This is a genomic window from Bacillus sp. OTU530, from assembly GCF_038440375.1.
Window position 1 is genome coordinate 1 of the sequence record NZ_JASATP010000062.1, and the last position, 19,613, is coordinate 19,613.

A 19,613-nucleotide genomic window follows, 5' to 3' on the forward strand; every position below is an offset into this window, starting at 1 on the left:
GATGAGCCTGTTTGCCTATAAAAAGATGCAGGATAGCATTCACAGCCGAGCTGCCAAAATGGGAGTCGCTGTATTTGAGATGAGTCCTGCCTTCACAAGCCAGATCGGGAAGATGAAGTATATGAAACAGATGCATATTTCGATCCATCAAGCAGCGTCCTACGTCATTGGCAGGCGTGGCATGAACTTGAAGGAACAGGTGCCAAAGGGACTGCAAGCCTATACAGAACGCAAGGATGGGGAGCACCACTGGAAGCAATGGAGTGTTTGGACGAAGGCATTCAGAGTACTTCGTTCGCACCTATTCTATCATGTATCGGGCCAATCTTATCCATTATTCAACAAGGAGATTTGTAACTATGGGCTGACACAAGCAGAACATGATATTTTGCAGAAGTATGTACCAAAAATTTGGTTAGAAGAAAGGGGAGTCTGACTTCGTTTGGAATGGCATTATCTGTTCTTGCATCACCATCATTTTGCCGCAAAAGCCAGAAGGATTGAGCTCCAGAATGGTGGGTGCATTGGTGCAAGAACATCGCAACACGTATAGGGTGAAAAAAGAGAAGCAGCTATCACTCCTTGTAAGGGGCCAAGTCGCCTCGGTGACATTTGTCCCTTACAAGAAAGTGTGAGCTCTCCCTATTTGCCCTATGAGAAGCCTGTTGAACGGCTCTGTATTTCGCTTCCTAGGAAGAGGATACAGAATCTCCCACCTCAAGGAGCGTTAGCGAGTAGGTGGAGGTAGTTCAATAAAGAATATTGAATATTTTATAATTTAGTGATAAGATCGCTTACAAAGGTCTGACGTCCTACCTGAGACAAAAGGTGAATCAGGTCAATAATTCAAATAATCTAGAAGTGATAGAGCAGGCATTAACAGAGGAAAAGCGTGAACTAATGAAGATGGATGTAAAGGTGAATTGAGTTATTGAAAAGACTCCTTCACAAGAAAGGCAATAATATGTTCAAGGATGCGATGATGGATAAAAATATATTTTCAGGTATGTTTACCAATAAAAAAGTATAAGAGATATGAAAACAACTAAGTGTCTTTTAAGCCTTAGCTGCTTTCATATTTAGAAATTATTTTCAGTATTCCGGATAGAACTCTTTCTGGAGACTAAGGGGGCATTTATATGGTTTATCGAGTAGCTGTGATTACAGGGGCTGGGAGTGGCCTAGGAGCTTTTTTAGCTAAAAAATATTCCAGACAAGGTGTGCACGTTGTTCTTTTAGGAAGGAGTGAGGAAAAGCTTTTCAAAGTAGCAGACGCGTTACCTTCTAATCATTCTGTTTATGTGACAGATGTTTCCTGTAAAAAGGAGGTACAGAGGGTTTTTGATTCTATTCGGAAGGAAGTTGGACCAGTAGATCTATTAATCAATAATGCTGGGGTAGGCTCATTTGATCTGGCAGAGAATATCAGCGAGGAATCCATTCATGAAATGATTGATATTAATTTAAAAGGAACTATTTTTTGTACCCAACAGGTACTAAAACAAATGAAGGCAAGAAATCAAGGGTGTATTGTTAATATCGTATCTACAGCAGGAAAACAAGGGAAAGTGCATGAATCAGTATACTGTGCTAGTAAATTTGGGGTAAGAGGATTTACAGAAAGTTTGACATTAGAACTACAGGAAACCTCTATCCAAGTGGTCGGTGTCTATATGGGGGGTATGAAAACAGAATTTTGGAACGGGATTTTTACTTCAGAACAGACGAAGAATTTAATGAATCCGGATGATGTGGCGGATATCATTATGGAAAATATACAACCACGAAAATATTTGACAGTCGAAGAGATGATAATTAAAAACAAAAAAAAATTTTTGTGCTAAGCCTCTAGATGGTTTTGATATAAATATGATTTTTATAAGCATAGAACCTTAATATTCTTCTCCAAATAATTTATGTATGAATTGAATCCCAACTTAGATAGAACCCTTTGTTGAAGTTGTGTTTTTTTAGCATATATCACTTCCATTGGAATACATGTTTCTTTTCGATATTAATCATACCCTTTGTAGAGTAATAGGATCAGTAATGTCTATGTTTTAGAGCTTATTTACACGTATATTAAAGTTTTTTACATTAGAACCATCCAAATAGTCCTACTGATACCTATCCTTTTTAGACTGCTGGTACTAGTATGTCCTAGCTTTGGAGATTGTCTGTAAAATGCACGAGCTTTTGTGCCAAGTCCATCTTTTTTGTTAAGGAACTAATTTAAACCGAAGAATAAGGGTCGGTAGCTGCTCGGTTATCTTAGTTAGCTCAGACGCTGAATGATAACCTCATTTATAGAAAAAACCTTTCAGAACTCAGTTGTTTAATGCTACCTGGTTTTTAATAAACCATAAATTTTCAGTTGAGAAAACGGTTCGATGTAGTGGGAACTTTAAGGATAAAGTACGAGTATAAATAGGCCATAGCCAAACTTTCCAAGGTCTACACTTGCCAAATTTTTTTGTAAGCGTTGAAAGGGGAGAAGAATAGTTGAGAAAGAAGGTATTATTCTTTGGTGATGTTGGGATTGACGATACAGTAGCTCTAATATATGCCTTTTTAAAGAATAAAATTGATATTGTAGGAATTGTGGCAGACTACGGGAATGCTCCTAGAATGGAAACTACCAGAAATGTTCGATATATACTTCAAAGGATGGGAAGAGTAGATATAAAAATTTTTGGGGGAGCGGAACGCCCTATGACAGGTGAAGTTCCAACTTTTTATCTGGAGGTCCATGGGCCGTTTGGATTAGGCCCAATCAAACCGGGTCTAGAGCCCAAAGAACTTGAAAATTTCTTTGAAGTTATTAGTCTTATCGAAAAGTACAAAAATGAACTGATTATCGTTAATGCAGGGAGACTTACTTCACTTGCAACTTTATTTATCCTTTATGAAGGGCGTATGAAAAATGTCCAATCTTATTATATTATGGGAGGGTCATTCCTTTATCCTGGTAATGTTACACCAGTGGCAGAGGCAAATTTTCATGGTGATCCAGTAGCAGCTAATATTGTAATGAAGTATGCCAAGAATGTTTCTATTTATCCTTTAAATGTAACACAAACTGCTATCGTAACACCTGAAATGGTCAATTACATTCACTCTAAGGGGAAAACTCAGCTTTTAAAACCCCTTTTGGATTATTACTATTTTCAGTTTTACCAAAAAACAGTTCCTGGGATACAAGGTAGTCCAGTTCATGATGCACTCCCTCTTATAGCGATTGACCGAGAAGACATATTTACATACTATAGATCATCCGTCGTAATCGATATAACCGATGTTGCAAGGGGACAAAGCATTGGAGATTTTCGATTGATCGATGCCCCTGAATCTTTTGATGGGAGACCACAACATCGGATTGCAATAAACTTAGATTATAAGGAATTTTATAAGGAGTTTATGACAGTAATGACAGGTGAACAATTCTAGTTTTGAAATATTTGTTATTTCTTACTCTATTTATGAGTAGCATTGAGCTCATCTATATAATCAAAAAGGGCAACTTCTTTTACAGGAGAAGGTTGTCCAGAATTGGATAAATCATTTTATCTTATTGTTTTTATTTATAGATTTTATTTAAGCTTAATCAGAGGTCTAAATAGTTTTTAAAAATGCTTATTAATTTTGCCACATAATCATCACTTCTCGGCGGGAAAATCATTATTTTGAATAAATTGTTAAAGATTACAGATGCTAAAAAAAGCTTTAGCTTTTGCTTGGAAGCAACAGTAAAGGAGGTGTATAGTATGGTTTTAAAAAAAGGGGGAAAGGAAACCCTTGGAGTAATGAATGCGGATACGCAATCTTTTACCGAATTAATGAAGAAATTAAAAACATCAACTGATTTTACCTCCTTTCAGCTTTCAAAATCATATCCCTTTTCGTTGTCATATTATAAAACCTTAGTAAAACAAGAGCTTATACATCGCGATATTCTTCCGGTTTTAGTAAATAAGACGTTCCAAACATTAGAGGATATTAAAAAGAATTTGCCTATAGAAAATATGTTAATAACCAGTAATCTAAAGGAAATCCAAGAAGGACTATTAAGTGGTTCTCTTATGATTTCTATTAATCAACAATTTCAAAACTGTGTTCTCCTCATCCCAGCGGTTCCTAATGAAGGACGACAAGTAACCATACCTGAGGTAGAATCCGGTATTATTGGACCGAAAGAGGCATTTATTGAATCATTGGATACTAATATTAGTCTGGTACGTAAGCGAATCCCACTTGTAGAACTGAACGTAAAAGAAGTTAAGGTTGGAAACATATCAAAGACAAAGGTTGCTATTTTATACATAGCTGGAATCGCGAACAGTGAGTATGTTAATACTGCTCTACAAAGGATTAATGATATTGAATACGATCAAATTATCGATAGTTCTTATATCTCGCAGATGATTACTGATAACCCAAACTCATTGTTTCCTCAAATATTTGATACAGAACGACCTGACCGCGTAGCAAGCCTGTTATCGGAAGGGAAGATCGCTGTTTTAGTGGATGGATCACCTCACGCTTTAATCATCCCTGTAAACATTTTTGAATTCTTTTCATCGTTCGATGATTACTTCTTCAATTGGCAGGCAGCGTCGTTCTTCCGTTTAATGCGATTAATGGCGGTACTTTTATCAACCTTAATGACACCAATTTATGTTGCTGTTTTAACATACCATTATGAAATGATTCCAGATGAATTATTAATTTCATTAGTATCATCAAGAAAGGAGGTTCCTTTCCCACCGATTATCGAAGTGCTTATTTTGGAATTTGCGATCGCCCTGCTTCGAGAGGCAGCAAAAAGACTCCCTACAAAAATTGGTCAAACAATGGGTATCGTGGGTGGTATTGTAATTGGGACTGCGTCCGTGGAAGCTGCAATTACAAGTAATGTTTTAATTATTATTGTTGCGCTTGCGGCATTAGCCGCCTTTACTATACCAGCCTTTCAAATGAGTAATACGGTGATACTCATTCGGCTTCCAATGCTTATTTCTGCTCAAATCTTAGGGTTGTTCGGTATGTCTATCTGTACTGCCTTCTTTCTTGGTCATCTTTTACGAGTGACCTCATTGGGATGCCCATATTTAGAACCCATTTATCCTGTTCGGAGTCAAGATATGAAAGACGCGCTGTACCGATTGCCTTTTCATCGCCAGACGACCCGACCAATTTTTTTACGAACGGGAAATCCTACTCGAATGATTACAGAACGTGTCAAGGAAAAGCATGATATTGATGAATAAATGCTATAAGAGGGTGAATTATATGATGTTAGATCTAAAACAAAAGAATAAAGTCTCCCCCTATTTTACCTTTTACCTTATTTGTTCATCACAAGTCAATGTAGGGCTTTTCGGTTTTCAACGATATATTGCTAAAGAGGTTGGGCAGGATGCATGGGTTGCAGTGATTCTTGTAGGTTTATCTACTCATCTTCTTGTGTGGATTTGTTATCAGATTCTAAATAAGGGTAAAAACGATATTATAGGCATTCATCATGATCTTTTTGGAAAATGGATTGGTGGCTTGTTGAGTTTTATTTTAACTGCTTATTTTCTTGCATTGGTCATAATTTGGACAAGGACGTATGTAGAGGTTATTCAAGTCTGGCTGGTCACTTTTATTGATAGCCGGTGGATACTAGCTCTAATTCTTGCATTGGTCTATTATTATGCATCAGGTGGTTTTCGAATTATCACAGGGATTTCTTTCTTTTCAGGAATTATAATAATTATTATGCTTTTCACATTATATTTTCCTCTAAAAGATGTTCATTTTTATAATCTAATACCTATGTTTGATCATTCTATCAATGATCAGTTCAAGGCAATGAAGGAAATGGTTTATAGTTATTTAGGCTTCGAATTTATATTAATATTTTATCCGTTTTTGGATCAAGTAGGAAAGTCAAGAAAATGGGCTCATCTTGGTGTATTATTTACGATGTTTATTTATCTTGCCTTCACTATTGTTTCATTAGCTTATTTTAATATTGATCAATTAGCTTATACCGTTTGGCCAACATTAACATTATGGCAAAAAATTGAATTACCTTTCATTGAAAGATTTGAATTCATAGGTATTTCTCTTTGGTTATTTCTTGTATTACCAGGTATTTGTCTCGGACTATGGGCATCCAGCCGTACAATTAAAAAAATTTTTCATATTAATCAGCGCATAATTCTTTTACTAATGATAGGTATTGTCTTTATTAGCAACAATTTAATTGTAGATCGCCAACAAGTCAATCTATATACTAAATTGATTAATAATATCGGCAGCTGTGTCATGTATATTTACATACCCTTACTGTTTTTGTCTCAAATCATAATCTATAGGGTAAGGAAAAATGAAACATGATAAATCGGCTAATTCTTTGTCTAAGCTTCTTCTTGATGGTAGGATGCACCAAAAATCCAATTATTCTCGAGGATATTCAATTTGTTCAATCTATTGGCTATGATTATGTGGATGGCGATTATATTCTAGGCAGTTTTTCTGTCCCGCTTATTCAATCAGGGACGGATGGGCAAACACAGAGCGGGATTTTTAAAGCTGTGGCCCCTACAAATAAAGACTTAGGAAGGATTATACAAGGTCAATCACCAAAGCCTATCGAGTTAGGAAGATTAGGCATCGTATTATATGGGAGAGAATTAGCAAATAAAACAGGTGTATTTGAAATGTTGGATTCTATCTATCGTGATACTAGGATAAATAAAGGGGTCTATCTGGCCATAATTGACGGTAAGGCTTATGAAGTACTTGACCATAAGTACCCGATTAATGATACAACTGCTAAGTATTTCATAGAACTGATTGAACAGAATACAAGAGGGTATATTCCGAAAATGGATGTCCATACTTTTATGTATCGATACTTCGGCAAAGGGATGGATCCATTTATGCCTCTGTTAGAAAGAAAAGAAGATAAAGTGCAAGTAAAGGGTGTTGCTTTATTTAAAAAGGACCGGTATATCGACTATATTGGATTTAAACAAGCACTTGTGTTTAAAATGCTATATGAAGACACTAAGACAGGTTATTTTAGCATAAAACTAAAGAATGGACCGTATGTAAATATCGAAAACATTTCGTCATCAGTCGATTATAAAATTAAAAATGCAAATACCGACCCGCGAGTATTTATTTATCTGAAGCTAAAGGCAAGAGTTGTCGAAGGAGCCAGAGTAGCGTTGGGTCAAAAAAAAATAATTGATCGTATTGAAAAAGAAGCAAAGAATGATATTGAGAAAAATGCACGAGGGATGGTTAGTAAATTTCAAGCACTTAAGATTGACCCATTGGGTATTGGAGACCGAGCAAGAAGTCAAACACGAAAATTTAATTTTAAAAGATGGGAAAATCATTATTCTGAGATTCCCGTTGAATTTAACATCGATGTACAGATTACGCAAACCATGAGCGTAGAGTAAACAAATTTATTATAAAAATATTCATTAGAAACATAAGAAATAGCCAAGGCTTTTGAAAAAAGCGCTTGGCTACTATTTTTTGTCCCTCTTTAAGAAAGTATAAATTTCCAGCTAGAAGTGATTCGACGCAGTCGGAAATTTTAGAAATACAGTATAAGTGCAACTACGCCTCTGTCTTCTCCTAACGGCTTGCCAATCAGCGAGTTTTCTTGAAAGCAATCAATTTCTTCAAATAAGTTCCGAACACTTCTGGGGGAGGGAATATTTTTCTAAATCCTTCTTCATTAGGTCCAATCAACGGATTTCAGGAAGTTAAATTGAGGTTGTCTTGAATAATCATGAAATTACTCGGCTTAAAAGTTGAGTGAATGCCGTCCGCTGCATTCGTTACAATATTTGCTTAACCCTAGTCGCTTTTATGATATGGAGGGGGAGGCCATAACCTCAAGTATATACCCTTTAATAAATTTTATTTGCAAAAATATTGAATAGTAGATAATTGAGTGATAAAATCAGCCTAAGCGCTATGTTGTCGGACGTCCAACGTGTAGGAGTGTGGAAATACTTTTTAACAAATGCATATAGACGTACTATTTACATGGCCGAAAAACAGAAAGGAGTTTAAGTTTTTGAGAGTTAACCCTTCTTGCTTTAGGATCAGGGAAATTTGTATGATTCATCACGTAATTGTAATCACAGGTGCTGGAAGTGAGTTAGGAACTTCTTGACTAAAAAATATTCTTACTAAGGTACGCGTGTCGTCTTTTTAGAGAAACCATTAAAAGCAATATGCACAAATTTGGGTCTTCGAACGAGATTCAATTACTGCTGATGCTCCTCAAAATGAATAAGGTGAAGACTTCAATCAAGTCATGGGGTAATGCAGTTGCAAGGGGATAGGAGGAAGAAGAATGAGAGTAGCCATCGCATCTGATCATGGTGGCAGAACGATTCGTAAAGAAATCATTTTATTAATGAAAGAAATGAATATTGAATATGTTGATTTAGGTTGTGAATGTAGTACTCCTGTTGACTATCCAGATTACGCAATTGCAGTAGCTGAGAAAGTAGTAAATCGGGAAGTAGAACGTGGTATTTTAATTTGCGGAACAGGTATTGGTATGAGTATTGCAGCAAACAAAGTAAAGGGAATTCGCTGTGCGCTTGTGCACGATATGTTTAGTGCTAAGGCAACAAGACAGCATAATGATACCAATATATTAGCAATGGGAGAACGTATCATTGGTCCGGGCTTAGCTCGTGAAATTGTAAAAATATGGTTAGCAACCCCATGTGAAGGTGGAAGACATAAAGGCCGTATCAGTAAAATTGCAGCATATGAAGCAATTAATGAGCAGAAAAAAATATGAGGCTTGAGTTATAAAGAATAAGATTTCTTATAATTAGGTCCCACTGTAAGTATTTTCACATAGGATGGTCAAGTTTTAAATAAATGTAAATGCATCTTTCTAATCGTCATTGACTCTGTCGGTATTGGTGATGCACTAGACCTAAAAAAGTATGGGGACGAAGGAGCAGCCAAGTTTGACTATGCCGTAGAGCATATGAATAGACTATATTTTACTAGGAGGATATAAAACGTATGAACCATGATATTGAAACACTCGCTGTAAATACGATTCGAACTTTATCAATAGATGCTATTAATGAGGCTAATTCCGGTCATCCAGGCCTTCCGATGGGGGCTGCTCCTATGGCATATGCACTATGGGCGTATCATCTGGATCATAACCCTGCAAATGCAAAGTGGTTTAATCGAGATCGATTTGTTCTGTCTGCAGGACATGGCTCTAGTATGTTGTATAGCCTGCTTCATCTAGCTGGCTATGATGTGTCCCTAGATGATTTGAAAAGCTTCCGAAAGCTAAACAGCAAAACTCCAGGTCATCCGGAATTTGGTCATACAGATGGTGTTGAAGCAACAACGGGTCCTTTAGGACAAGGGATTGCAAATGCGGTCGGGATGGCCATGGCTGAAGCGCATTTGGCTGCGAAATTTAATCAAGACGGATTTCCTGTCATTGACCATTACACCTATGCATTAGTAGGCGATGGCGATTTAATGGAAGGCGTTGCTTATGAGGCGATGTCGATGGCTGGCCATATGAAACTCGGAAAATTAATTGCTTTATATGATTCAAACGACATCTCCTTGGACGGTTCCTTAAACCTTTCCTTTTCAGAAGATATGCAAAAGCGAGCTGAATCCGCTCATTGGCAATATTTGCGCGTGGAAGATGGAAATAATGTCGCAGATATCGCAAAAGCAATTGAATTAGCGAAACAAAATATGGATCAGCCAACACTGATTGAGATTAGAACGATTATCGGCTATGGCAGCCCGAAAGTTGCCGGAACAAACAAAGCACATGGTAATCCGCTTGGAGCAGAAGAAGCGGCAGCAACGAAGCAAGCGTATGGCTGGCACTATGAAGAGAATTTCTTTGTTCCGGAAGAAGTACAAGCCCATTTTGAAGAATTAAAACAAAGAGGGATCGGCAAAGAAGAGCAATGGAAGGAATTGTTCCGTTCGTATCGAGAAGCGTATCCTGCATTAGCAAATGAGCTAGAGCAAGCGATTACAGGTGAAGTTCTTATCGAGGCAAAAGATATTTTGATGTTTAGTGCAGAGAAAGCTATTTCTACTCGTGTAGCGAGCGGAGAGGCAATTAACCATTTTGTTAAAGCAGTTCCTTCCATCTTTGGAGGCAGTGCAGACCTTTCTCACTCTACTATGACTGATATTAAGGGAGAAGCAGCGTATGCAGTAGAATCTTTTGGTGGACGGAATGTGTACTTCGGTGTTCGTGAGCATGCGATGGGGGCAGCCGGCAATGGGATGGCTCTTCATGGCGGGGTGAAGCCTTTTGTAAGTACCTTCTTTGTGTTCAATGATTATCTCAGACCGTCTATTCGTCTAGCAGCCTTGCAAAAGTTACCGGTTACTTACGTTTTTACTCACGATTCGATTGCAGTTGGAGAAGATGGTCCAACTCATGAGCCGATTGAGCATCTAGCTGCTCTTCGTGCGATTCCTGGCCTTACAGTAATTCGTCCATCAGATGCAAACGAAACAGCGAGTGCCTGGGCGTATGCTCTGCAGCAAACAGAGGGTCCGGTTGCTTTGGTGCTCAGCCGTCAAAACCTGCCTGTGCTCCATGAAACAGAAGCGAATCTGGGGAATCTTTCTAAAGGGGCCTATGTACTAACACAAACGGATGAAAATCCAGATGTGATTTTGATTGCGACGGGTTCAGAAGTGTCTTTAGCTGTGAACGCGAAAGCTGAACTGGAAAAAGAAGATGTATCCGTTCGTGTTGTAGCTATGCCAAGCTGGGAACTGTTCGATCGTCAACCGAAAGAGTATAAGGAGTTTGTTCTGCCAGCGTCTGTTACGAAGCGTGTAGCACTAGAAATGGGGATTTCCCTTGGATGGGAACGCTATGTAGGATTCGAAGGGAAAATCGTATCCATCGAAACCTTTGGTGCTTCAGGAACGGGAGTGGAAGTCATGGAGCTATTTGGATTTACGACAGAAAACGTTGTTCGAACTGCAAAAAGTCTACTACATTCTTAAAACGGAGGAAATGTACCATGAAATTTTTTATTGATACTGCAAATCTTGAAGATATTCAAAAGGCATATAGAATTGGTGTTTTAGCCGGTGTTACAACAAATCCTTCTTTAGTTGCTAAAGAAGGCGTTAAATTCGAAGATCGCATTGCAGAAATCTGCCAAGCGGTTCCACGTGTAGAATCTGTTTCGGCTGAAGTAACCCCGGATGCAGTTACAGCTGATGAAATGATTGCACAAGCTGAAGAGTTGATCAAAATAAACGGCGGGGATGAGAAAGTTACAATCAAGCTTCCTATGACGTTAGCAGGTTTGGAGGCTTGTCGTTATCTTGCAGATAAAGGCGTGAAAACGAACGTTACCCTTATTTTCACAGTAAACCAAGCTTTGTTAGCGGCTCGTGCAGGAGCAACGTATGTATCTCCGTTCCTGGGTCGCTTGGATGATATTTCTGAGGACGGCGTACAATTAGTGTCAAAAGTAGCTGAACTATTCCGCATTCATAGTTTTGATACACAAATTATTGCCGCGTCTGTTCGTCATCCAGATCATGTGACTCGCGTAGCATTGGCGGGCGCCCATATTGCAACGATCCCATATGCAGTCATTGAGCAAACTTCTAAGCATCCACTAACGGATCAGGGTATGGAAAAATTCGCTGCTGATTGGGAAAAATCTCTTGAAAACTAAGGTTATTTAAAATAAAAAGATGTTATGAATGAATTAAAAGAGAAAGTGTTGATAAGAGTTCAGGCTTTCTCTTTTTATAAACATAAATTAATAGTAGAGTGCACTCTGATGGGATTAAAAAACTACACATGGATGTTTGTATGAAGAGACATCCTTTTATAAAGAATTCAAGAAATATGAACTTGTATTAGCACTCCTGTTAGGAGGGGGTGAATTATGAAAAGGAAATGGATCATTCTATTGATTAGTTTGCTCTTTCTAGCCACTATAATAGGATATGTAGTCAAATTTCTTAGAACAAATGATAGGCCTAAAATAGTCGTTGTTTTACAAGACCTAGACTCACAGTATTGGAATATTGTGAAAGCAGGAGCAGAAAAGGGGTTTCGAGACTTTGATATAGATGGTAAAGTTGTCGCACCCGGCAACCAGTTAAAGAAAGATGTACTCGAGTATACATTAAAAAATATTCTTAACGAACATCCAGATGTATTAGTTGTATCTCCCTATGAGTCATCTGCTGTCATATCTATCTTAGAAAAATTTGTCGAAAATAAAATCCCTGTATTGCTCGTAGATACAGATCTTCCCTTGGAACATAAAACTGCCCATATTGGTACCGATAACTTTAGGTTAGGCAGAATAGCAGGAGAATTACTAGCTTCACAGTTGCAGCCTGGGGATGAAGTTGCTCTTATTACAAGAGCTGTAAACAGTTCGGTTTTAAGTGCACGGATTCAAGGAGCTACATCTAGTTTAGAGGATGCAGGGATCAAAATTGCGGCAGAAAAATCAGTAGTCCCACATGAGGACGAAGCGTTGTCTATTAGAAAAGAGATGAGAATGATTTTACAGGACCACCCTGACGTGAAAGGTGTGTTTGCTACAACCGACACCATGGCACTAGACGCTTTAGATGTCATTAAGGAGCACGGGCAAAAGCTGCCAGTCATAGGAGCAGATGGGATTACCAAAATGGTGGAATTAACCAAAGAGGGAACTTTAACTGGTACAGTAGCACAGAATCCATATGATATGGGGTATATAAGCGTTGAAACTGCCTGGAAAGTGATAAAGGGAATCAGGGTTAGAAAAGATGTTGATACTGGTGTAGATCTTATTACTAAAGACAATGCGAAGCAAAAACTAGATTTCCTGACAGAATTGTTGAAGTGAAGCTTCCTGTTTCGTTTGTACAATTTTAGCTTTAATGTTTTTTGTAAACGAATAAAGTAAAGATTCTTATAAAATATATAAATCCCTAAAAAACCAAGTGCTTTTCTAGCCTTGGTTTTTTATTTGGTAAACATTTAGCAATTTAAAACTTTCAAAATTTTCAACCGGAAAAATATTGAAAATTATACAAACAGATGCTAATATTAACCTTAGTTGTTGGACGTCTTACAATTTATTTTTTATTTATCCTCATTTCACATTAATAGGTTGAATTATTAAGGGAGTTGGTTCCAATATTCGTAGAATAATAGTCTGACATCAGACGTTTATACAATTATCTAATGGATTTTTTATCGTTTGTATTGTAACCCCTTACACTGTGGTGAAGAAGAAAAAGATTATAGAACTGTATCAAGAGTATGAGACCAAAAGGAAGAGATAGATTTAAATAATCCAGCCTTTAAAAAGGCTTTGACATAGATATTAGTTAATATTGGGGGGAGATAGATGAAGATGTACAAGTATAGCGGCCTGAAAAAAGCCCTTAATCTTGTTTAAAGTTTACGATCAGAAATTGTACGCGCTTAAAAAGGAGGAATTTAATTTGTTAAATAAGTCAATCATTACTAGTTTGCTAGCTTTTCAGTTTGTATTATCGCCAGTCTATGCCAGTGAGACAGTACAAGATCAACAAGTGGATAACCATAGTGATTATATTGATTTTCAAATGCTAGCAATTAATGACTTCCATGGGAATTTGGACACAAAAAGTAAATTAAATGGAAGAGAGGTTGGTGGTGCTGCCTATTTAGCCACACACCTTAATGAGCATCAGAAAGAAGTGGAGGATCAGGCGCAAAAGGAAGGAAGAAAAGCTTATACGCTTCGCTTACATGCGGGGGATGCAGTTGGCGCGAGTCCTTCCCTGTCTTCCTTGCTACAAGACGAACCAACAATGAAAGCGATAAATACGATGGGCTTTAAACTAGGCGTTCTCGGAAATCATGAGTTTGATGAAGGGATTCCAGAGTTTAAACGTCTTATTAGTGCCTCATCGGTTCATCCGAATGTAGCAAAATTTACAGAAGGAACAGATTATGAATATCACGGGATTGATAATGATTTCAAATACTTGGCAGCCAATGTTGTAGACAAAACGTCAGGTCAGCCTATTTTTGATCCATATATAATAAAAGATATTGGTGGGGTAAAGGTTGGTTTTATTGGAATCGTAACGATAGAAACGAAAACATCTGTCATTCCAAAAAGTGTAGAACCATTTGATTTTCTTGATGAAGCAGAGACGATTAATAAATATACAAAAGAGTTAAAAGATAAAGGGATTAAAGCCATCGTTGTAGTTGATCATGAAGGAGCCGTAACAAGTGACGGAGAAACAACGGGTGCCATGGCAGATGTTGCAACAAAAATAGATGATGAAGTAGACATTATCTTTGCAGCTCATAGCCACCAATATGCCAACGGAGTGGTCAATGGAAAGCTCATTATCCAGGACTATAATTATGGGCAGGCCTTTGGCGATGTACGGACTGAGCTTGATCCAAAGACAGGAGACTTTGTCAAAGATTCGATTAAAGCAGAAGTGGTACCTAATACACGAGATGTTACTCCCGATCCAGAGGTGCAAGCAATAGTAGATGAAGCGAAAAAGATTACGGAGAAAGCTGCGGTGGTACCGATTGGCCAGGCAGCAAGCAGTGAACCGATTGGAAAACGCAAGCCGGAAGATGGTGAAAATCCACTTGGAAATTTAATTACAGATGGACAACGCACGATAGTGCAAGGTGCTGATTTTGCTATTACAAACTCAGGTGGTATTCGTGAAGCGCTAATTCCAAAAACCAATGACAAAGGCGAGAACATTATTACATGGGGAGCAGCCTATGCAGTTCAGCCGTTTAATAACTATATCCAGCTTGTTGAGTTAACAGGACAACAAATTAAAGATGGCTTAAATCAGCAATGGCAAAACCCAGATCATATCATGTTCCTGCAAATTTCCGGTTTTACATATACATATGTTGACGGAAGTAAGGCTCCAAATTGCAAAAATAAATATTGTGTACAAGATGTCTTTTTAGAAGATGGTAAAACGAAGATGGATATGAACAAAACCTATAAAGTAGCAATGAATGAATTTTTAGCTAGCGGCGGCGATGGCTTTACTGCATTTGCTAAAAATAAACTTGTAAGAAATGATCTTACTGATACAGAGATATTTGTAAGCTATATTGAAAAGTTAGCAGCACAAGGGAAAAAAGTTGAAGCAAAAGTTGAAGGGAGACAAAAACTTGTTGAGGACATGACGAAACCTACAACTACCGCTACCGTAGATGGGACCACCGGCAATAACGGATGGTATACTTCCGATGTTACTGTTACACTCAATGCTTCCGATAATGAATCTGGAGTTAAGAAAACCCAATACAGAGTAAATAAAGGAGAATGGGAGGATTATACAAATCCTATTGTGCTCTCAACTGAAGGTAATAATACGTTTGAATATCGCAGCGAAGATAATTCAGGAAACGTGGAAGATCCCCAATTAGTTGATATAAATATCGATAAAACAGCACCAGTACTTAAGGTTACCGTTGATAAGTCTCTTCTTTCACAACCAAATCATAAATTGGAGAATATCAAAGTAACCCTAGATTCATCAGATGCCATTTCAAGAATTGCTTCAATTATATTAGAGTCAATCACAGTAAATGAAGCGAATGCTACCCCTAATGATATCCAAGGGGCAAACTATAGAACAATGGACACAGAATTTAGTTTGCGTTCTGAAAGAAATGGTTATGGTAGCGGAAGAATTTACACGATTACCTATTTAGCAAAAGACAAAGCCGGTAACACAGCCAGATCGACCGCAACGGTTACTGTACCTAAAGGGCATCAGGGGGAAAATTTAGATTAATAATTAGAAAATGCTAGAGTAGTTAATTCAAATAGCGTGATGTAGGAGAGTAGGTATCTAGTTTATTTTGGATACCTACTCTTTTTATAATTGAAAGGTTTTTCTTGCTCAACTCTAAACTACATTAGTATTATTATCAAAATGAACTTCTTGTATTATCAAGATACTTATTTAAACAAAATATTCATTAAATCGGCTATTGATTTTAAACCTGTGAAAAGTCAAACATAAAAATTCTTATTGGCGATTCTGGGTATGGAAGCGAGGAAAACTATAAGTATTGCGAAGAGAATGAAATGGAGACATACATCAAATACAATACATTTGATAAGGAACAAACGAAGGCATGGAAGAATCAAATCGGTCGGTTGGAGAATATGATGTACGACGAAGAATGAGATGAATGGATCTGTGCGGTGAACAAGCGGCTCATCTTCCACTATGAAAAGAAACAGAAATCGGAGAATGGATATGAGTCAACAAAACGCGTGTATCTATGTACGGAATGTCATAATTGTCCGTTTCAAGAGGTTTGCGCAAAAGGAAAAGACACGAAAAGCATAACGGTTTCCATGGAAAGTCAGAAACAGCGCAAAGAAGTTCAGGAACGATTGGCAACGGAAGAAGGAAAGGAGAAATATAAGCAACGAAAAATAGATGTAGAGCCGGTGTTTGGTCAAATCAAACACAACTGCCAATTCCATCGTTTTTCACTGAGAGGCCTGTCAAAAAATACAGTGGACTGGGGTCTAGTTTGTGCTGCCCACAATTTAAAAAAGTGGGCCGAACAGCCAAAGAAAAAGAAGAACGAGACGGAGTAAAAAGGAGGAAATCAGACCGACAGCCTCTCCTATCTCCCGTATATTTCCAAAAAAGAAAGGCTGTCTCCAAAAGGTTGTTAAAACGACATTTTGGGACAGCCTCTATTCTATTCTACTCTACTCAAAGGTTACAGCATAACACCAACAATAATCCCTGATAATATACTTACTAAAGTGGCTCCATATAAAAGTTTTAAACCAAATTGAGAAACCACATTCGCTTGTTTTGCATTAATACTCTTTGTCGCACCAGCAATAATCCCAATCGAAGAGAAATTGGCAAATGAGACCAGAAATACTGATAAAATACCAATTGTTCGTGGTGATAAATCTGCTGATGCATTTGCTAAATCAAGCATTGCTACAAACTCATTTGTGACTAATTTGGTTGCCATAATCTTACCAGCTTCTAGCATTTCTGATGTCGGAATTCCCATAACGAAAGCCAATGGTGAGAAGATATATCCTAAGACGCTTTGGAAGGTAATACCGAAAATGGCGTTGAATACACCATTAATTGCTGTCATTAAGGCTACAAAGCCAATTAACATTGCACCTACCATAACAGCAACGGTAAATCCAAGTGTAATATATTCGCCTAACATTTCAAAAAATGTTTGCTTTTCTTCTTCTTGTAACTCTAAAATATCTTCCTCTTCACTTACTGTGTAAGGGTTTACAATGTGAACAATGATAAATCCACTAAATAAGTTCAAAACAAGTGCTGTTACTACATACTTAGGTTCAATCATCTTCATGTATGAACCAACAATTGACATAGAAACAGTAGACATGGAAGAGGCACAAAGCGTATATAATCGCTTTTTGGGCAATTGACCTAATTGATCTTTTACTGTAATGAATACTTCTCCTTGTCCAATAACTGCCGCTGCAACAGCATTATAGGACTCTAGTTTCCCTAGACCATTTACTTTACTTAACAAGAAGCCGACTCCCTTGATGATAAAAGGTAAAACTTTGAAGTGCTGTAATATTCCGATCAACACGGCAATGAAAATAATTGGAAGCAATACAGAAAGGAAGAATGAAAATTCTCCTTGATTAACTAAGCCGCCAAATACAAAATCAATACCAGATTCTGCGTATTTCAGAAGTGTTCCAAACGCATCAGAAATCGCTTTAATTAATATAAATCCGATGGACGTATTTAATAAAAAATATGACAATACTAGCTGTATTACAAGCATAATCGCAATCGGTTTATATTTAATCTGTTTACGATTACTACTTACAAGAAACGCTAGTAAAAAGATAATAATTAATCCGAATGTGAAAATTATAAATTTCATTCTGAACTTCCTCCTGCACTTTAATTTAATATAAAATTTTATATATATTAAGATTTTGAAGAGTGAGTTGTTTTACACTGTAAGAAAGTATAAATTTCTAGCCGGGAGTTAACTCGATGTAGCGAGAAATCTTAGGAATACAGTATAAGTAGGGCTTACCAATCGGCGAGTTTTCTTTATCTAAAGCACCCCTTAAAGTACTTTGACATTGCATGTTTTTTGTGTAGCTTTAAGGAGTGAAGTTTAGTACAAAATAAATTTGTTCTTTATCTATAAAAAATAAGTACTAATGTACAAGTGCAGAAGAAGCGACGATATTCAACAGAAAGAGCACTGCAATTAGGTAAATAAGAGGTGACACATATTTCCATTTACCAATCGCCACTTTGACTAATGGGTATGCGATAAAACCAAAAGCTAACCCGTCGGCGATACTGGATGTTAATGGAATACAGACGATGATTAAAAAAGCTGGAAAACTCTCGGAAAAATCATGAAATGGGATGTTAATCACGCTTTTCATCATCAATGCTCCAATGATAATTAATACCGGAGCAACGGCATTTCCAGGGATTAGCTGGATGAAAGGTAGCGCTAAGATTGAGAAGGCAAACAAGATTGCTGTTACTAGGGCAGGAATACCAGTTCTTCCTCCTTCAGAGATTCCCGATGCGCTCTCAGCTGAGGCAATGGTCGGGCTAGTTCCAAAGATTCCCGATGCAATCGTAGAGATTGCCATTACTTTGTAAGCACGGGGGAATTTTTCAACATCCGGTAGCATACCGCTTAGCAAGCCCATGTTTTCAAAGAGAACAATCATTGTCATAGAAAAAACAGCGACCCAGAAAGTAACCTGTAAGATATTGAAATCACCAGAGGCAAACACCTGACTGTAGGCGTGAAAGTCTATTCCTTTGTCGGTAATTTCCCTTTTTCCTGTAATCCAAAGAGTCAATACACTGGTACAAAAGAGGCCGATTAATAAGCTTCCTTTGACGTTGCGAACAAAGAGCACTAGTGTGATTAGCAGGCCTACTAGGGTAGACAGTGTAATAGGACTTCCAAAGTTGCCAAGGGCGACGATGGTAGTTTCACTAGATTTAATGATTTCTCCTTTCTGCAGTCCAATAAAAGTAAGGAAAAGTCCAATGCCCACTGTAATTCCATGCTTTAATGAATCAGGGACTGACAATAGTATTCGGTTTCCGAAAGAAGTGATACTGACGAGAAAAAAGAGCACTCCTGAGATAATTATCACAGTCATTCCCTGTTGAGGGGTTAGTCCCATAGACTGAATCATCGTATAACTAAAAAACGCATTGACCCCCATGCCGGGAATCACAATAATTGGTGCATTAACCCATAGGGCCATCAGTAGACAGCCTGCAATTGAGGCAATAATGGTTGCCATGACGCTAGCGCTTAAGGGAATTCCAGCATCTTTTAAAATCAAGGGATTGACCAGTATGATATAGGCGCTTGTAAAAAAGGAGGTTAACCCTGCTGTTAATTCTCTTTTCCACGTCGTCTCGTGTGCTTCTAGTTGAAAATATTGCATGAAACGCTGAATCACAATTCTACTCCTCCATTTCGATCCAACTATGTTCGCTCCGATAATCAG

The 19,613-nt window shown here is 37.7% G+C and carries 12 protein-coding genes and 2 pseudogenes; 12 read left to right on the forward strand and 2 right to left on the reverse strand.

Annotated elements, in window-relative coordinates; all coding sequences use genetic code 11:
- From AAHB12_RS27255 to AAHB12_RS27310, 12 genes and pseudogenes are all read left to right on the forward strand, one after another.
- Positions 1–436, forward strand: a pseudogene (locus AAHB12_RS27255) (hypothetical protein); the annotation flags it as partial.
- A gap of 703 nt (positions 437–1,139) precedes the next feature.
- A complete protein-coding gene (locus AAHB12_RS27260; protein WP_342048386.1) occupies positions 1,140–1,844 on the forward strand; it encodes an SDR family oxidoreductase in 705 nt (234 codons plus the stop codon).
- Between the two features lie 658 nt (positions 1,845–2,502).
- The gene (locus AAHB12_RS27265) at positions 2,503–3,447 is read left to right on the forward strand and encodes a nucleoside hydrolase (RefSeq protein WP_342048387.1); all 945 of its coding nucleotides are present in this window, start codon (positions 2,503–2,505) and stop codon (positions 3,445–3,447) included.
- 317 nt (positions 3,448–3,764) lie between these two features.
- A complete protein-coding gene (locus AAHB12_RS27270) occupies positions 3,765–5,267 on the forward strand; it encodes a spore germination protein (protein WP_246040356.1) in 1,503 nt (500 codons plus the stop codon).
- Positions 5,268–5,289: 22 nt separating this feature from the next.
- Positions 5,290–6,384: a GerAB/ArcD/ProY family transporter gene (locus AAHB12_RS27275; RefSeq protein ID WP_342048388.1), complete on the forward strand. Its 1,095-nt coding sequence runs from the start codon at positions 5,290–5,292 to the stop codon at positions 6,382–6,384.
- Entirely contained in the window at positions 6,381–7,460 is a 1,080-nt protein-coding gene (locus tag AAHB12_RS27280; protein ID WP_342048389.1) for a Ger(x)C family spore germination protein, read from the forward strand. Before AAHB12_RS27275 ends, AAHB12_RS27280 begins: the two co-directional genes overlap by 4 nt.
- Before the next feature lie 911 nt (positions 7,461–8,371).
- Positions 8,372–8,830: a ribose 5-phosphate isomerase B gene (rpiB, locus tag AAHB12_RS27285; RefSeq protein ID WP_342048390.1), complete on the forward strand. Its 459-nt coding sequence runs from the start codon at positions 8,372–8,374 to the stop codon at positions 8,828–8,830.
- A 233-nt stretch (positions 8,831–9,063) separates the two neighbouring features.
- The gene (tkt, locus tag AAHB12_RS27290; protein ID WP_342048391.1) at positions 9,064–11,058 is read left to right on the forward strand and encodes a transketolase; all 1,995 of its coding nucleotides are present in this window, start codon (positions 9,064–9,066) and stop codon (positions 11,056–11,058) included.
- A 17-nt stretch (positions 11,059–11,075) separates the two neighbouring features.
- Positions 11,076–11,744, forward strand: a complete 669-nt coding sequence (gene fsa, locus AAHB12_RS27295) for a fructose-6-phosphate aldolase (protein WP_342048392.1) — start codon at positions 11,076–11,078, stop codon at positions 11,742–11,744.
- Positions 11,745–11,960: 216 nt separating this feature from the next.
- Positions 11,961–12,920, forward strand: a complete 960-nt coding sequence (locus AAHB12_RS27300; protein ID WP_342048393.1) for a sugar ABC transporter substrate-binding protein — start codon at positions 11,961–11,963, stop codon at positions 12,918–12,920.
- A gap of 604 nt (positions 12,921–13,524) precedes the next feature.
- A complete protein-coding gene (locus AAHB12_RS27305) occupies positions 13,525–15,861 on the forward strand; it encodes a 5'-nucleotidase C-terminal domain-containing protein (RefSeq protein ID WP_342048394.1) in 2,337 nt (778 codons plus the stop codon).
- Positions 15,862–16,097: 236 nt separating this feature from the next.
- Positions 16,098–16,682 (forward strand): annotated as a pseudogene (locus AAHB12_RS27310) (transposase); the annotation flags it as partial.
- Positions 16,683–16,810: 128 nt separating this feature from the next.
- Here the strand turns inward: AAHB12_RS27310 and AAHB12_RS27315 are convergent.
- Together AAHB12_RS27315 and AAHB12_RS27320 are read right to left on the reverse strand one after the other, a co-directional pair.
- Positions 16,811–17,992 (reverse strand): NupC/NupG family nucleoside CNT transporter, encoded by a 1,182-nt coding sequence (locus AAHB12_RS27315; RefSeq protein ID WP_129731504.1) that lies wholly within the window; start codon positions 17,990–17,992, stop codon positions 16,811–16,813.
- Between the two features lie 286 nt (positions 17,993–18,278).
- Positions 18,279–19,550: an NCS2 family permease gene (locus AAHB12_RS27320; RefSeq protein ID WP_342048399.1), complete on the reverse strand. Its 1,272-nt coding sequence runs from the start codon at positions 19,548–19,550 to the stop codon at positions 18,279–18,281.
- Positions 19,551–19,613 lie beyond the last annotated feature (63 nt).

What these genes read in the sequence shown, in the direction of transcription:
- AAHB12_RS27260 (WP_342048386.1), top strand. Translation starts at nt 1,140, where the DNA reads ATGGTTTATCGAGTAGCTGTGATTACAGGGGCTGGGAGTGGCCTAGGA.
- AAHB12_RS27270 (WP_246040356.1), top strand. Translation starts at nt 3,765, where the DNA reads ATGGTTTTAAAAAAAGGGGGAAAGGAAACCCTTGGAGTAATGAATGCG.
- AAHB12_RS27275 (WP_342048388.1), top strand. Translation starts at nt 5,290, where the DNA reads ATGATGTTAGATCTAAAACAAAAGAATAAAGTCTCCCCCTATTTTACC.
- AAHB12_RS27280 (WP_342048389.1), top strand. Translation starts at nt 6,381, where the DNA reads ATGATAAATCGGCTAATTCTTTGTCTAAGCTTCTTCTTGATGGTAGGA.
- rpiB (WP_342048390.1), top strand. Translation starts at nt 8,372, where the DNA reads ATGAGAGTAGCCATCGCATCTGATCATGGTGGCAGAACGATTCGTAAA.
- tkt (WP_342048391.1), top strand. Translation starts at nt 9,064, where the DNA reads ATGAACCATGATATTGAAACACTCGCTGTAAATACGATTCGAACTTTA.
- fsa (WP_342048392.1), top strand. Translation starts at nt 11,076, where the DNA reads ATGAAATTTTTTATTGATACTGCAAATCTTGAAGATATTCAAAAGGCA.
- AAHB12_RS27300 (WP_342048393.1), top strand. Translation starts at nt 11,961, where the DNA reads ATGAAAAGGAAATGGATCATTCTATTGATTAGTTTGCTCTTTCTAGCC.
- AAHB12_RS27315 (WP_129731504.1), bottom strand. Translation starts at nt 17,992, where the DNA reads ATGAAATTTATAATTTTCACATTCGGATTAATTATTATCTTTTTACTA.
- AAHB12_RS27320 (WP_342048399.1), bottom strand. Translation starts at nt 19,550, where the DNA reads ATGCAATATTTTCAACTAGAAGCACACGAGACGACGTGGAAAAGAGAA.